This is a genomic window from Primorskyibacter sedentarius (assembly GCF_004342065.1).
Lineage (GTDB): Bacteria > Pseudomonadota > Alphaproteobacteria > Rhodobacterales > Rhodobacteraceae > Primorskyibacter > Primorskyibacter sedentarius.
The window spans coordinates 12,552-24,698 of the sequence record NZ_SLZU01000020.1 but is presented as its reverse complement, the minus strand read 5'-3'; the positions used below and the strand labels follow the sequence as shown (position 1 = coordinate 24,698).

The 12,147-nt window shown below is 63.3% G+C and carries 15 protein-coding genes; 2 read left to right on the top strand and 13 right to left on the bottom strand.

What is annotated here, in order from left to right:
* Window positions 1-32: 32 nt before the first annotated feature.
* From tilS to ruvC, 12 genes are all read right to left on the bottom strand, one after another.
* Window positions 33-1,364: a tRNA lysidine(34) synthetase TilS gene (gene tilS, locus EDD52_RS19130; protein WP_132248027.1), complete on the bottom strand. Its 1,332-nt coding sequence runs from the start codon at window positions 1,362-1,364 to the stop codon at window positions 33-35.
* A 38-nt stretch (window positions 1,365-1,402) separates the two neighbouring features.
* On the bottom strand, window positions 1,403-2,233 hold the full coding sequence (ybgF, locus tag EDD52_RS19125) for a tol-pal system protein YbgF (protein WP_132247971.1): 831 nt from the start codon (window positions 2,231-2,233) through the stop codon (window positions 1,403-1,405).
* Between the two features lie 23 nt (window positions 2,234-2,256).
* Window positions 2,257-2,796: a peptidoglycan-associated lipoprotein Pal gene (pal, locus tag EDD52_RS19120; RefSeq protein ID WP_132247969.1), complete on the bottom strand. Its 540-nt coding sequence runs from the start codon at window positions 2,794-2,796 to the stop codon at window positions 2,257-2,259.
* Window positions 2,797-2,866: 70 nt separating this feature from the next.
* A complete protein-coding gene (gene tolB / locus EDD52_RS19115) occupies window positions 2,867-4,183 on the bottom strand; it encodes a Tol-Pal system beta propeller repeat protein TolB (protein ID WP_132248025.1) in 1,317 nt (438 codons plus the stop codon).
* Window positions 4,183-5,337 carry a cell envelope biogenesis protein TolA gene (locus tag EDD52_RS19110; protein ID WP_132247967.1) on the bottom strand — a complete coding sequence of 385 codons (1,155 nt, stop codon included), beginning with the start codon at window positions 5,335-5,337 and terminating at the stop codon, window positions 4,183-4,185. The genes tolB and EDD52_RS19110 overlap by 1 nt, the downstream gene beginning before the upstream one ends.
* 8 nt (window positions 5,338-5,345) lie before the next feature.
* A complete protein-coding gene (gene tolR, locus EDD52_RS19105; protein WP_132247965.1) occupies window positions 5,346-5,822 on the bottom strand; it encodes a protein TolR in 477 nt (158 codons plus the stop codon).
* Window positions 5,823-5,825: 3 nt separating this feature from the next.
* Window positions 5,826-6,521 (bottom strand): protein TolQ, encoded by a 696-nt coding sequence (gene tolQ, locus EDD52_RS19100; protein ID WP_132247963.1) that lies wholly within the window; start codon window positions 6,519-6,521, stop codon window positions 5,826-5,828.
* A gap of 126 nt (window positions 6,522-6,647) precedes the next feature.
* Window positions 6,648-7,037: a tol-pal system-associated acyl-CoA thioesterase gene (ybgC, locus tag EDD52_RS19095; protein WP_132247961.1), complete on the bottom strand. Its 390-nt coding sequence runs from the start codon at window positions 7,035-7,037 to the stop codon at window positions 6,648-6,650.
* 67 nt (window positions 7,038-7,104) lie between these two features.
* A complete protein-coding gene (locus EDD52_RS19090) occupies window positions 7,105-7,743 on the bottom strand; it encodes a hypothetical protein (RefSeq protein WP_132247959.1) in 639 nt (212 codons plus the stop codon).
* A 150-nt stretch (window positions 7,744-7,893) separates the two neighbouring features.
* On the bottom strand, window positions 7,894-8,919 hold the full coding sequence (ruvB, locus tag EDD52_RS19085) for a Holliday junction branch migration DNA helicase RuvB (protein WP_132247957.1): 1,026 nt from the start codon (window positions 8,917-8,919) through the stop codon (window positions 7,894-7,896).
* Between the two features lie 9 nt (window positions 8,920-8,928).
* Window positions 8,929-9,603, bottom strand: a complete 675-nt coding sequence (gene ruvA, locus EDD52_RS19080; RefSeq protein ID WP_132247955.1) for a Holliday junction branch migration protein RuvA — start codon at window positions 9,601-9,603, stop codon at window positions 8,929-8,931.
* The gene (gene ruvC, locus EDD52_RS19075) at window positions 9,600-10,088 is read right to left on the bottom strand and encodes a crossover junction endodeoxyribonuclease RuvC (protein WP_132247953.1); all 489 of its coding nucleotides are present in this window, start codon (window positions 10,086-10,088) and stop codon (window positions 9,600-9,602) included. Before ruvC ends, ruvA begins: the two co-directional genes overlap by 4 nt.
* A 347-nt stretch (window positions 10,089-10,435) precedes the next feature.
* On the opposite strand from ruvC, the gene EDD52_RS19070 reads away from it, so the two are divergent.
* Window positions 10,436-10,645: a DUF1127 domain-containing protein gene (locus EDD52_RS19070; RefSeq protein WP_132247951.1), complete on the top strand. Its 210-nt coding sequence runs from the start codon at window positions 10,436-10,438 to the stop codon at window positions 10,643-10,645.
* Window positions 10,646-10,836: 191 nt separating this feature from the next.
* Window positions 10,837-11,172: a cupin domain-containing protein gene (locus EDD52_RS19065; RefSeq protein WP_132247949.1), complete on the top strand. Its 336-nt coding sequence runs from the start codon at window positions 10,837-10,839 to the stop codon at window positions 11,170-11,172.
* 39 nt (window positions 11,173-11,211) lie between these two features.
* On the opposite strand, the gene EDD52_RS19060 is transcribed toward EDD52_RS19065, so the two are convergent.
* On the bottom strand, window positions 11,212-12,087 hold the full coding sequence (locus tag EDD52_RS19060) for a 50S ribosomal protein L11 methyltransferase (RefSeq protein WP_132247947.1): 876 nt from the start codon (window positions 12,085-12,087) through the stop codon (window positions 11,212-11,214).
* Between the last annotated feature and the right edge of the window lie 60 nt (window positions 12,088-12,147).

Genomic DNA, 12,147 nt, shown 5'->3' with positions numbered 1-12,147 from the left:
ATGGGACTAAAATAGAGATCGCATGCGTGTATTCAATGCCGTTCGAATGACGCAGTAAAGGAAGAGTATCGTCCGGACCCCTCCCTTATCATCCCCTCACCATAGTCCAAATGAGGGCATGCGACCAGAACTTCACCCAAAAACGCGGCCGGAAGCGGGTAAAGCAAGCGTGCCGCCGGGGCGCCTTCGGGGCGCCCGCCCGCCTGTTTCAACCCGTCCGAACCCAATGCACGCAGGCTGGCGCCCTTTGCCGACGCGCCATAAAGCTGCCACCGCCCCTCCCAGATCTGACCCATGCTTGCGGGCGCGGAGACGGCCGAGAATTCACGCCCCACCCGGATCTGGTTTCCCAGACAGCGCAGGTCGCACCCGTGCAGCGTGCCCTGCCCGCCAGAGAGCAACCGTTCGGCAAGCTGCTCCAGGGCCTGCGCCCTTGGGCGGTATTCAGCCGATGCGACCCATCGTAGCGATTCTGCGAGGATGCGCAGCCGGGTATCCTCCTCGGTCTCTGCAAATCCATTCCGGTCAATCAGCAGCGCGCCGGTGCCCAGCCCGTTCAGGCATTCTTCGGTCACGATCCGCCCGGCCACGTCGCGGGCCCGTGCATGAAGCGCCTGCCGCGCGCGCGACATGCGATGCGCCGTGTCACTGAGCGTGTCGCAGCCCAGCCCTTCGGCCCCAAGCAGATCAAGCAGCTTGCGAATGCGCGCACGGTCATAGGTCGGGTCTTCATTGGTAGGGTCATCAACCCAGCGACCCTTTAATGTACGCAGGTAGTGGCGCAGCTCGGCCCGGGTCATATCAAGACAGGGGCGCAGCAGCCGAAATCCGTTTGAATTTGCCGAAACGCCCCCACCCTTCTGCGTGGGCATCGGTGGCTGCGCCGTCCAGCAGACATCAACGGGGGCCATATCGTGCATGTCGCCCGCATGCGGCTGGACTGTAAGAGATGCCCGCATCGCCGACAGCCCCTCTACCCCAGAGCCGCGTTTCAGCCGCATCAGGAAGGTCTCGGCCACATCGTCCTGAGTATGCGCCATCAGCACGTGTTCCAGACCTCCGCGCCAGCGATCAATCAGCGACAGGCGCGCGCGCCGGGCGGCATCCATCAGGTTGCCCTGCCCGTCCCAATGCCACCGCAGAATGGCATGTGGATGCCCAAGCAGCGTGCATTCCTCCGCCACCATCGCCGCTTCGGCCGCGCTTTCGGCACGCAACCCGTGATCCACGGTCACCACCCAAAGCCGCACGCCCCAGGCATGTGCCCAGTTATGCGCCAGTGTCAGCATCGCCATGCTGTCCCCCCCGCCAGAGACGGCAAGGGCGATATCTGTGGGGAAGTCCGGGCCAAGCAACTGGCCCATCGCGTCGGCGAACCGCTGATCCAGCGATTTTGTCCCGCTCACTGGCAGGACAGTCCCGCCATCGCCTGCTGCGCTGCCGCTATCTGCGCCGAATTGGGAAACCGCAACTCTACCTCTGCCAATGTCAGGCAGGCCTCTTTGGTCTTTCCCAGCTTACCCAGCGTTTCACCCAGCTTGAACAGCGCCACGTCGGCGACCTTGCTTTGCGGATAGCCGGAATAGCTGTCGAGATAGGCACGTGCGGCCTCTTTGATATCGCCGGTCGCTTCAAGCGCCTGACCCTGACCAAGCAGCGCCTCGGGTTCTAGCGGTCCGCCCGGATAGGTCTGGCGAAAGGTCGCAAACTGGTTCGCGGCGCCTTGAAAGTCACCATTGGCGAGCGCCTCCGACGCCCGCCGAAAGTCCGTCTCTTCGCCAATTGCCAATTGTGAACCGCCATCCGATGGCGCGGCGGGTGTCGGCGCCGGAGCGGGCGCAGCGACAGTCCCGGATGGTGCCGATCCACCAAGTGCCGGGGTTTCGCCGAGTTTCGACACGTCGCCGCCTTCCAGCTCGACCAGACGGAATTCCAGATCGCCGATCCGGTTGGTGCCATCCTCGACCACGCGGTTGATCCGGAACTCCAGCTCTTCCGTCTTCGACGTCAACCGCTGCAATTCGGATTCGATCGTGTTGATCCTTTGCAAGGTGTCGCCCGCGACGCTGACCTGCCCCGCACCGGTGGTCGACAGCTCGGTCTTCAGCCGTTGCACCTCGATATTGAGCAGCGTCAGCTCCTGCCGGATATCGGCAAGAGAGGCATCGCGGTCCTGCGCCCAAAGCGCACCGGGCAGCGAAAGAGATAAGATCAGCAGCGTCGCTCTGAACATCACAGGGTTCCTTCAGGTCGGTCTCAGCTTGTCAGCCCGGCAGAAATGATCGTGACCGCACGGCGGTTCTGGGCATAGCACGCCTCTTCCGAGCAGATCGCGATGGGGCGTTCCTTGCCGTAGCTGAGAAATTTCAGCCGCGACGCCGCGATGCCCTTCGAGACAAGATATTCGCGGACCGCATTCGCGCGGCGGGCACCCAGGGCAAGGTTGTATTCGCGTGTGCCCTGTTCGTCGGCATGGCCTTCGATGACTGCAAGGTAGTCGGAATTGGTCAGCAACCACTGCGCCTGCCCGTCGAGCGTCGCGCGGCCTTCTGCCGTCAGCGTCGATTGATCGACGGGAAACAGCACTCGGTCCCCGACGGTCTGCTGGAAATAGGCGGGCGAACGCGGATCCTGGGCACTGCCGGGCACCGGGCCTGTCGAAATCGGCGCGCCAGAGTTCAGACCCGCATTGGCCCCGCCATCATTGCCATAGTCCGGCCCGAAACGGCTGGCATTTGCACAGGCCGAAACGGCAAGGGCCGCGCTCAGCATCAGGGCTGTGTTCAATCTGGTCATGGCTACTGTCCTGCTCATGTTTTCTTGTTCATTTATCATATTTGCGGAAAGCTGGAAACGCCCACACGCTTTATTGAAGGGGGCCCCAGCTTGGATCAGAGGCCGCCCCCGGTGTGCGCACCTTTTTCAGGTTACGTCCAGAAATATCCACCGAATAAAGCGACGCCTCGCCGGACGCTCCCTGCGTTTCGCGGGTGAACATGATCACCCGGCCATTGGGTGCCCAGGTCGGCCCCTCATCAAGGAAGGACGCCGTCAGCAGCCGTTCTTCGCTGCCATCCGTCCGCATCACACCGATATGAAACCGCCCGCCATTCTGCTTGGTAAAGGCGATAAGGTCACCACGGGGCGACCAGACCGGCGTGCCGTAACGGCCGGGGCCAAAGCTGATCCGCTGCGCATCTCCGCCCCCTGCGGGCATGATATAAAGCTGTTGTGTCCCGGAACGGTCGCTTTCAAAAACGATGCTGCGACCGTCGGGCGAATAGCTGGGAGCCGTCTCGATCGAGGGTGTCGTGGTCAACTGCGTCGTCTGGCGCGAATTGATATCCATCGTGAAGATATCCGTGTTCGATCCTTTGGTGAGGGAAAAGATCACCGTTCGCCCGTCCGGCGCGAAGCGCGGCGCAAAGCTCATGTCACCGTCGCGGTTTTCCAGGATGGTGCTTTGCACATTGCCGACGTCAAGGACGTGGATCCGGGGGAACCCTGTCTCGTAGCTGGTATACAGCACCCGGTCGCCACTGGGCGAAAAGCGCGGCGCCAGCACGATTGACGAACTGTCGGTCAGGTACTGCACGTTCGCGCCGTCATAATCCATGACCGCCAGCCGCTTGAGCCGCTCGTCCTTCGGGCCGGTTTCGGACACAAAGACAACGCGGCTGTCGAAATAGCCGCCCTCGCCCGTGATCCGGCTGTAGACCGCATCCGCAACCTTGTGGGCCATGCGTCGCCAGCCATCGGTGGTGCCCACGAATTGCAGCCCCTTGCCAAGTTCGGTCCCGGCAAAAACATCATAGACACGGAATTTCACGACCAGCTGGCCGCCATTCACCGCCACCGCACCCGTGATCAACGCCTGCGCGTTGATGGCCTTCCAGTCGGCAAACTGCACCGGGCTGGCAAAGCTGGTGACCTGGCTGATATGCGCATCGCGCGGTATCTCGCGGAACAGGCCCGTTCCGGTCAGATCATCCGCAACAACGCGCGCCAGCTGTGCGGCCATCTCGCCCGATCCGCCGGATTCGGTGACGAAATCCGGGACAGCATAAGGCAGAGGTTCGACCACACCCTCGGTGATTTCGATCCTGAGCGGTCCATTCTGGGCGGTCGCCGGGAATGCCAGCGCCACCAGCGCGGCAATCAGGGTCAGCAGACGTGTCATCATCATCTCAGCCTCATCTTCTCCGGGTTGAACGTAACTTCTATATCACGCCATTGCTCGTATTTCTCGGATGGCAGGTCATAGCCGTCTTTCTGGCAGCGTAGCACGGCGCGGCGGGCGGACTGGAAGGCGACATCGACGGCAGACCCGCTCCCGCCCTCTGAGCCGATCATACGGATATCCCCGACGACCTTGCCCGAGCGGTCCAGTGACATGGCAACAGTCACGGTCACATTCGCCGCTTCGCTGCCCACATCCACGACCCAGCAATCCTGAACGGCCACGCGCAACGCCTCGCGTTCACCGCTGGTGAGCGGCGGACCGGACGGCGCTGTGGGTTCGGGTTCTGCGCCGCCGCCGAGGGCCTCTTCCAAAGCAGCCTGAACTGCGCTTTCAGAGACATTCTCTTGCGGTTGAGTCTCGGGCTCGGCTGCTTGCGTCTCCGCCTGCTGCTCTGTCGCGGCGGGGGTCTCGGGCGCGGGTGCGGCAACACGTTCGGGCCTTGTCCGCGGACGCACCGATTGTGTCGGCGCAAGCGCGGCAGGTTCCTCGGCTTCGGTCACGATTTCGGGCGCGGACTCTGCCTCGGCGGTGGTTTCTTCCGCGTCAGGCGGGGTTTCGGTGACCGCTTCAGGGTCCGGGGCCGTCTGGGTTTCCTCGGCGATGGTCACCTCTGGTTCCGGCGGGGCGACGGGTTCAGGTGCAACACGCGGGGCCGGGCGCGGCTGCGGGCGCAGCGACGCCGTCGGCACATTGAAACTGGGCTCCGGCTCTACAGCGGGCGGCTCGGGCTGCGGCGTGGGCAGCGCGACTTCGGGCGTCGGCAAGGGCGCAGGTCGCGGCACGTCCGGCACCGCATCGGCCGGCGCTTCGGGCGTGGGGGCCTGCGGCTCTGGCACAGGCTCTGGCGCCGTAGTTTCAGCGGGCGCTTCGGGCGCGGTTTCCTGCGGGATTTCTGGTTGCTGCGGCGCGGCCAGTTCCGTGACGCTTTGAGGCGCATTGAACGCCTCGACCATTGCTGCGTATTCCTCGGTCGAGATCACAGCGACATCCGTCACCTGCATCTCAGGCGGATCGGCGCTGAAAATCGGCCCCAGAAGAAGCCAGGCAATCAGGCCAAGATGGCCTGCCCCCGAGATATAATGACCTTTGTGCACGTCTGGCCTCAGCCATCGCTCGAGTCGAGCGCGGGGCCGCCGATATCCGTCACCAGCCCGATCGACGAAAATCCGCCCGCGTTCAACGCGCCCATGACTTGCGCCACGACCTCGTAGGGCACCACCCCATCGGCACGCAGGAAGACCCTGTCGTCCGAGCGTTCGGTGGCAATTGCGCGCAGCTTTGCGACCAACTGGTCACGCGGCGTCTCTGTGTTCTGGATCAGCACACCGCCCTCGGCTGTGATCGTGACGGTCAGCGGCTCTTCGGTTTCGTTGGGCAACGCCCCGGCCGCCGTCTTTGGCAGCTCCACCGGCACGCCCACTGTCAAAAGCGGCGCGGCCACCATGAAGATAATGAGCAGCACAAGCATCACGTCCACGAAGGGCGTGACGTTGATCTCGGACATTGGCTGGGCGCGCCCACCGCGGCGCCGGCGCCTGCGCCCTCCACCACCCGAGGATTTGAGAAGACCCGCTGCCATGGCTCAGCTGTCCAGCTGTCGGCTGAGAATGGTCGAGAATTCGTCGGCGAACGCTTCGTACCCCGCGATGATGCGGTCGCTGTCAGCGCTCAGCTTGTTGTAGAAGATCACGGCCGGGATAGCAGCCAGAAGGCCAAGTGCCGTGGCCAGAAGCGCCTCGGCGATACCCGGCGCCACAACAACCAGCGAGGTGTTCTGCTGCGCGGCGATTTCGATGAACGCGTTCATGATGCCGAACACCGTCCCGAACAGGCCGACAAATGGGGCCGTCGATCCAACCGTGGCCAGAACCGGCAAGCCGCCTTGCAGCTCTTCGGCCTCTTTCTGGATCGCCACATCCATGCTGCGGTCGATCCGCGCCTGAGCGCCTGCAATCAGCCCGCCATCTTCGCGGTGGCTGCGTTGCCATTCCACCATGCCGGCGGCAAAAACACGCTGTGCGCGGCCTGCCGGGTCCACGCCGATCTGCGCGAACAGCTCGTCCAGCGGCTCTCCTGACCAGAAAGCGCGGTCGAACACGGCCGCTTCGCGCCGGGCTTGCCGGTAGGCGATGATCTTCTGGATAATGATCGACCACGACCAGAACGAAGCAACGATCAAAAGGACCATCACCAGTTTCACGGTCAGCGTCGCGCGCGCAAAAAGCCCCCACATGGAGAAATCAATCTCCTGCGCCAGGGCAAGGGTCTCAGCTTCCATTTACCTGCTCACTCGGTTCCGCCGTCCGGACGTTTTTGCCCGGTTCATTTTCATTGAGGCTGATTCTAGCGGAAATGACAGGGGAAACCAACAACTGCCGCATCACGAGCGCGACAGGGGCGGTTCTCAGTGCAGAATCCGGCGGATATTTGCCGGAAGTCGCGCCGGTTGGCCCGTCTCGTTCAGGGCGACAAGCGTGACGATGGCCGAAAACAGGACCGTGCCGCCGCGCAGGACATCCTGTTTCAGCACGATACGCGCGCCCGTCACCTGCGCCACATTGGTTTCAACCTCGAGCTCGTCGTCAAAGCGCGCGGGCGCCATGTAATCGGCCTCGACCCGGCGCACGGCAAAAACGATGCCTTCATCCTCTTTCAGCCGGGTCTGGTCAACGCCTAGGCCGCGCACCCATTCCGTGCGGCCGCGTTCGATATATTTCAGGTAATTGGCGTAATAGACGATACCGGCGAGGTCAGTGTCTTCGTAATAGACATGCACGGGAAAGCGGTGGCTCATGGTCGGGCCCTTTTGTAACGATCCACCCAGACCCTAGGGCCCGCAGGGCGACCGCACAAGCTGGCGGTCAACGGCTCGCTTCGACCCGCGCAAAGAGCCGCAGGGCATGGGTTGCATCCTCGGCGACCGCGGGCAGTACCGGGTCATATCCCGCGCGGATCAGCATTGCGATTTCGGGCCGCAGGATCACGTTGCCATTTTCCAGACGCCCCAGCGGGGACCGGCTGGCAAAGGCGCCTTCGGACCACAGAAGGATCGCCTGAACCGCCTGCCCCAGCGCCAGAGTCTCGGCAGGCAGGTCCAGCATGTCCCCCGCCATTCGGATGAAGACAAAACAGGCCCGGATTGCGCCCGCCTCGTCAAAGCGGAACGCACGATACTGTGTTGCCTCTGCCGCGTCGAGACGGTCCACCAGCGGCCCCAGCCCTGGCAGGAGACGGTCGAGATTGGGAACCCCGGTCAGCTCCTGCCAGTCGCGGAAGAAGAACACCATCAGGTTGGCACCCAGCTCCGGGTCGGTTTCCACGACCTCCTGCCCTGCAAGCGCCGCCACCGCCTCGATTGCGCCCTTCACGATCGGCAATGTCTCTTCTTCGACGCCGAACACGATGGGCGCGAGCGGCCGACCCCAGCGCGCGAAGCGGTAAGAGCCGTCGGGCTGTGTGAAATGGGCCGCGATGTCTTCGGGTGTGATCAAGGCGGTCATGCTGTCCTCGTGTGTTTGCGGGGCGTGGCATACGCGCAGGGGCGCCCGATTTCCAGCCCAAAGCTGGTCGTTGGGCAAAAGGCCCCGGCTCAGGGCCGGGGCGGGCTGGCCGGATGGGCAGTGGTCTCGCCCCAATAAGGGCCTCAGATGTCAGCCGAAGAGATCCTCTTGACCCGGCTGGCGCGGTGCGGCGAGGCCCAGATGGGTCCAGCCCTTCTGCGCCAGCATGCGACCGCGCGGCGTGCGCTGGATCAAACCCTGTTGCAGCAGGAAGGGCTCGATCACTTCTTCCAACGCGTCGCGGCTTTCCGACAGGGCCGCGCTGATCGTTTCGATCCCCACCGGACCGCCGCCGTAATTCTCTGCGATCAGACGCAGGTAACGCCGGTCGGCCCCGTCAAGGCCAAGTTTGTCGACGCCCAGCCGGGTCAGCGCGTTATCAGCCAACGCGCGGGTCAGGTGCCCGCCCCCCTCGACCACGGCAAAATCGACGACGCGGCGCAGCAACCGCCCCGCGATCCGGGGCGTGCCGCGCGCCCGGCGAGCAATCTCCAGCGCGCCATCCGGATCGGCCTCTACCCCCAGCTTCTGCGCGTTTCTTTTGACGATCTCGTGCAGTTCCGGAACGGTATAGAACTCCAGCCGGGTCGGTATCCCGAACCGGTCACGCAGGGGCGTGGTCAGCAGACCCAGCCGGGTGGTCGCCCCCACCAGCGTAAAGGGCTGCAATTCGATCCGGACCGTGCGCGCCGCGGGACCTTCGCCGATGACAAGGTCAAGTTCGAAGTCTTCCAGCGCGGGGTAGAGCACTTCCTCGACGACAGGGCTGAGCCGGTGAATCTCGTCGATGAAAAGCACGTCTCGCGCTTCGAGATTGGTCAGGATCGCAGCAAGGTCACCGGCCTTGGCCAGAACCGGGCCAGAGGTCATCCGGAACCCCACGCCCAGTTCACGCGCCATGATCTGTGCAAGCGTCGTCTTGCCCAGACCGGGCGGGCCGTGGAACAGCGTGTGATCCATTGCTTCGTGCCGTTGCCGGGCGGACTGAATGAAAACGGACAGGTTGGCACGCGCTTCGGCCTGGCCGATGAAATCCCCCAGCATCTGGGGGCGCAGCGCGCGGTCAAAATCCTCGGGCAAACTCTCCGGGCGCAGTGTTGGGTCGGGTTCGGTCATCTCGTCCCCTTAGCCCTTGGGCGCCAGCAGCTTCAACGCCGCGCGGATCAGGCTCGACGTATCGGCCTCGGGCTCTGCCCCCGCAGCGGTCGCCACGGCAGATGCCGCCTCCCCCGGTGCGTAGCCAAGGTTTGACAGCGCCGACAACGCCTCTGCCTGCGCCGCAGCGGACGGGACGGGCGCAGGTGCCGCCGCCACGGTCGAAGGCGCGGCCGGTGTCTCGATCACCTCGTCCAGCGTGGCAGGGCTCGCAGCGCCGCCGCGTCCTCCCATCGCCATCACTGCGGGCGCCTTGTCCTTGAGCTCGTTCACGACGCGCTGCGCGGTTTTCGGCCCGATCCCCTTTGCGGCCTTGACCGAATTCCAGTCACCCAGCGAAATTGCACGGCTGACACCGTCCGGCCCCAACGTACCCAGAATGGCCAGCGACGCCTTGGCCCCCACCCCCTGCACGGACATCAACAAACGATGCCATTCCTTTTCAATCAGCGTGGGAAAGCCAAAAAGCTGCAGGATGTCTTCGCGCACAAGAAGGTCAGTATAAAGCGCCACTGCCTCGCCCACGCCGGGAAGCGACGCCAACACCCTGTCAGAGCAATAGACAACATAGCCGACGCCGCGCACATCGATCAGCACGTGATCATCGCCGCGATAGTCGATCCGTCCGGAAATCTTGCCGATCATGTGCGTATCCTCAGCCCCGGTGAGCGCGCGTGATGCGCGTGGCAGATTGCGATTGCAAGGGCGTCAGCCGCATCCGGGCCGAAGAAGACCACGCCCGGCAACTGCATCTTCACCATGTGCTGGACCTGCCCCTTGTCAGCGTGGCCCACGCCCACGACTGTCTTCTTGATGGAGTTCGGAGCGTATTCGCCAACGGGCAACCCGTGCTGCGCAGGCACCAGCATCGCGATCCCGCGCGCCTGACCCAGTTTCAACGTGCCTGCCCCGTCCTTGTTCACGAAAGTCTGTTCGACCGCGGCGGCGTCAGGGCAATAGCGCAGCACGACATCGGTCAGCTGGCTATGCAGTGCAAGCAGGCGCAGCGCCAGATCCTTGCCCTCGGACACGCAATGGCCATTCGCGACATGGCTGAGTCGGCTGCCATCGACCTCGATCACGCCCCATCCAAGGGTCCGCAACCCCGGATCGATCCCCAGTACACGCATGACTGCCCACCCGTTGTTGTTTTTTTGACCCAGTAGCACGAAACGCGAACAAACGCCAAGCGGAATGAAAGCGACCGGCCGAAAAGCCAAAAACGACATCGTATAAATGACAACGACACAGGGGGCGAAATTCCGGCCGGAAAACGCCCCCTCATAGTCCGGATGCGACATGTCGAAACGGCTGTAATTTAGACAGATTTTTGACGTGTCGCCTGATTATTAAGCGTTGTGAAAACTGCATATGACCTATGCGTTTTCGGATCTTGCCGAAAACGGGCAGGTTGCCTAATTCGACGGCAGAAAACGAACACCGGGCATGATGCCCCTCAACCTTCCGAGTATTCGACATGGCCGCAACTGACACGACGCGCACGCACTTCCACACCGTCCTTCTGGCCGACCGCATCGGTCATGCCCTAGCAGACATCTATACCAGCTTCAAAGCCTGGAACGAAGAGCGCCAGACCCGCAAGGCTCTGCAGAGCCTCACCGACTACGAGCTGGCCGATATCGGCCTGACGCGCGGTGACATCGACGCCGTTTCGCGCGGCCGTTAAGCTCTGCTTTTCTCGAAATGCAGAAATGGCCGTGCCTCCGGGCGCGGCCATTCTTGTTCAGGGTCCGGGCCGCTTCGCTGGTCACAACGGCTACAGGCCGGACCCAGCGGGCTTGCCGCACCCTGTCGGCTCTGACATCGTGACTTCGCACCGCTGTCGGCGGGGCCGGATCACGAGAGAGGAAGCCCGACATGCCATTTCCCGAATTCATCACCGACTTTCCCGAAATCGACGTGCCATTCCCTGATGATGTCGTCAAAACGGCGGTGGTTCAGTCGGATGCGGGGCTTGTGGCTTTCTTCACCTTCCTGAAGGATATGGAGCTGCCTCTTCATGCGCACGGCGCGCAATGGGGCACGGTTGTAGAAGGTGAAATCGAGTTCACGATTGGCGGCGAGACCCGGTTCTATCGGCCGGGCGACAGTTATGACATCCCCGCAGGGGTTGAGCACGGGGCGCGGATCTCTGCCGGGACCCGCGTTATCGACGTGTTCGAGGAGGCCGGGCGCTACGCGCTGAAAGCCTAGCGCAACGCCCGTTGGCCCCTTGGTTCCCGCAGGTCGTTTTCAGCCCGCGTCCCTCTTGAGGGTCAAGGTCGACCAATCGCCGATTTTTTCCTGATGTGCGAGCGTCATGCCGTTCTCTGCATAGACGCCCACAACTTCCTCTGCCTGCTCGTTCAGAAGGCCTGACAGGATGGCCCAGCCTCCGGGCGCCAGATGCGCTGCCATATCCGGCGCCAGCGCAATCAGCGGTGCCTTCAGAATATTTGCGAAGACAAGGTCAAAGGGCGCCGCGGCCGTAAGATCGGGGTGATCGAATCCTGTCGCCTCAAGGCAGTGGACACGGCCTTCAAGCCCGTTCGCGCTGACATTGGCCTGTGCGACCTCGACCGCGACCTCGTCAATATCAGAGGCCAGAACGGGATCGGGCCAGATCCGCGCCGCGCCCATCGCCAGAACCGCCGTGCCGCAGCCGATATCGGCCACTTTACGCCCGACGAACCCGTCATTCGCCAACCGGTCCAGAGCGCGCAGGCACCCCAGCGTGGTGCCGTGATGCCCGGTGCCAAAGGCCATTGCCGCCTCGATCAGAAGCGGCTCTGACCCTTCGGGCACCTTGTCGGCGTCATGGCTGCCATAGACAAAAAAGCGCCCCGCCTCGACGGGGGCGAGATCCCGGCGCACCTTCGCCACCCAATCCACGTCCGGCAATTCGCTGACGACGAATGCGCGCGCATCATGCGCCTTGGCCAGCAGTGCAAGGCCAACATCGTCCGGTGCCTCGGTGAAATAGCCGCCGACTTCCCACAGGCCGGATCCATCCTCCATCTCGAAGACGCCGATGCCGGTGGGTTCCGGCATCATGTTCTCCATCGCGACGCCAAGCGCCTCTGCCCGGTCCTTGGCAGTCAGCGTTGTGAAAGCGGTATATGTCGGCATGTGCGGCGTCTCCGGTCTGGGTTTGGGCTTCGCCTAGGCGCGTCAAAGCGCGGCGTCAAG

Bases quoted from the DNA above. Each gene is read 5' to 3' on its own strand.
- tilS (WP_132248027.1), bottom strand. From the start codon at position 1,364: ATGGGCCAGTTGCTTGGCCCGGACTTCCCCACAGATATCGCCCTTGCC.
- ybgF (WP_132247971.1), bottom strand. From the start codon at position 2,233: ATGTTCAGAGCGACGCTGCTGATCTTATCTCTTTCGCTGCCCGGTGCG.
- pal (WP_132247969.1), bottom strand. From the start codon at position 2,796: ATGACCAGATTGAACACAGCCCTGATGCTGAGCGCGGCCCTTGCCGTT.
- tolB (WP_132248025.1), bottom strand. From the start codon at position 4,183: ATGATGACACGTCTGCTGACCCTGATTGCCGCGCTGGTGGCGCTGGCA.
- tolR (WP_132247965.1), bottom strand. From the start codon at position 5,822: ATGGCAGCGGGTCTTCTCAAATCCTCGGGTGGTGGAGGGCGCAGGCGC.
- tolQ (WP_132247963.1), bottom strand. From the start codon at position 6,521: ATGGAAGCTGAGACCCTTGCCCTGGCGCAGGAGATTGATTTCTCCATG.
- ybgC (WP_132247961.1), bottom strand. From the start codon at position 7,037: ATGAGCCACCGCTTTCCCGTGCATGTCTATTACGAAGACACTGACCTC.
- EDD52_RS19090 (WP_132247959.1), bottom strand. From the start codon at position 7,743: ATGACCGCCTTGATCACACCCGAAGACATCGCGGCCCATTTCACACAG.
- ruvB (WP_132247957.1), bottom strand. From the start codon at position 8,919: ATGACCGAACCCGACCCAACACTGCGCCCGGAGAGTTTGCCCGAGGAT.
- ruvA (WP_132247955.1), bottom strand. From the start codon at position 9,603: ATGATCGGCAAGATTTCCGGACGGATCGACTATCGCGGCGATGATCAC.
- ruvC (WP_132247953.1), bottom strand. From the start codon at position 10,088: ATGCGTGTACTGGGGATCGATCCGGGGTTGCGGACCCTTGGATGGGGC.
- EDD52_RS19070 (WP_132247951.1), top strand. From the start codon at position 10,436: ATGGCCGCAACTGACACGACGCGCACGCACTTCCACACCGTCCTTCTG.
- EDD52_RS19065 (WP_132247949.1), top strand. From the start codon at position 10,837: ATGCCATTTCCCGAATTCATCACCGACTTTCCCGAAATCGACGTGCCA.
- EDD52_RS19060 (WP_132247947.1), bottom strand. From the start codon at position 12,087: ATGCCGACATATACCGCTTTCACAACGCTGACTGCCAAGGACCGGGCA.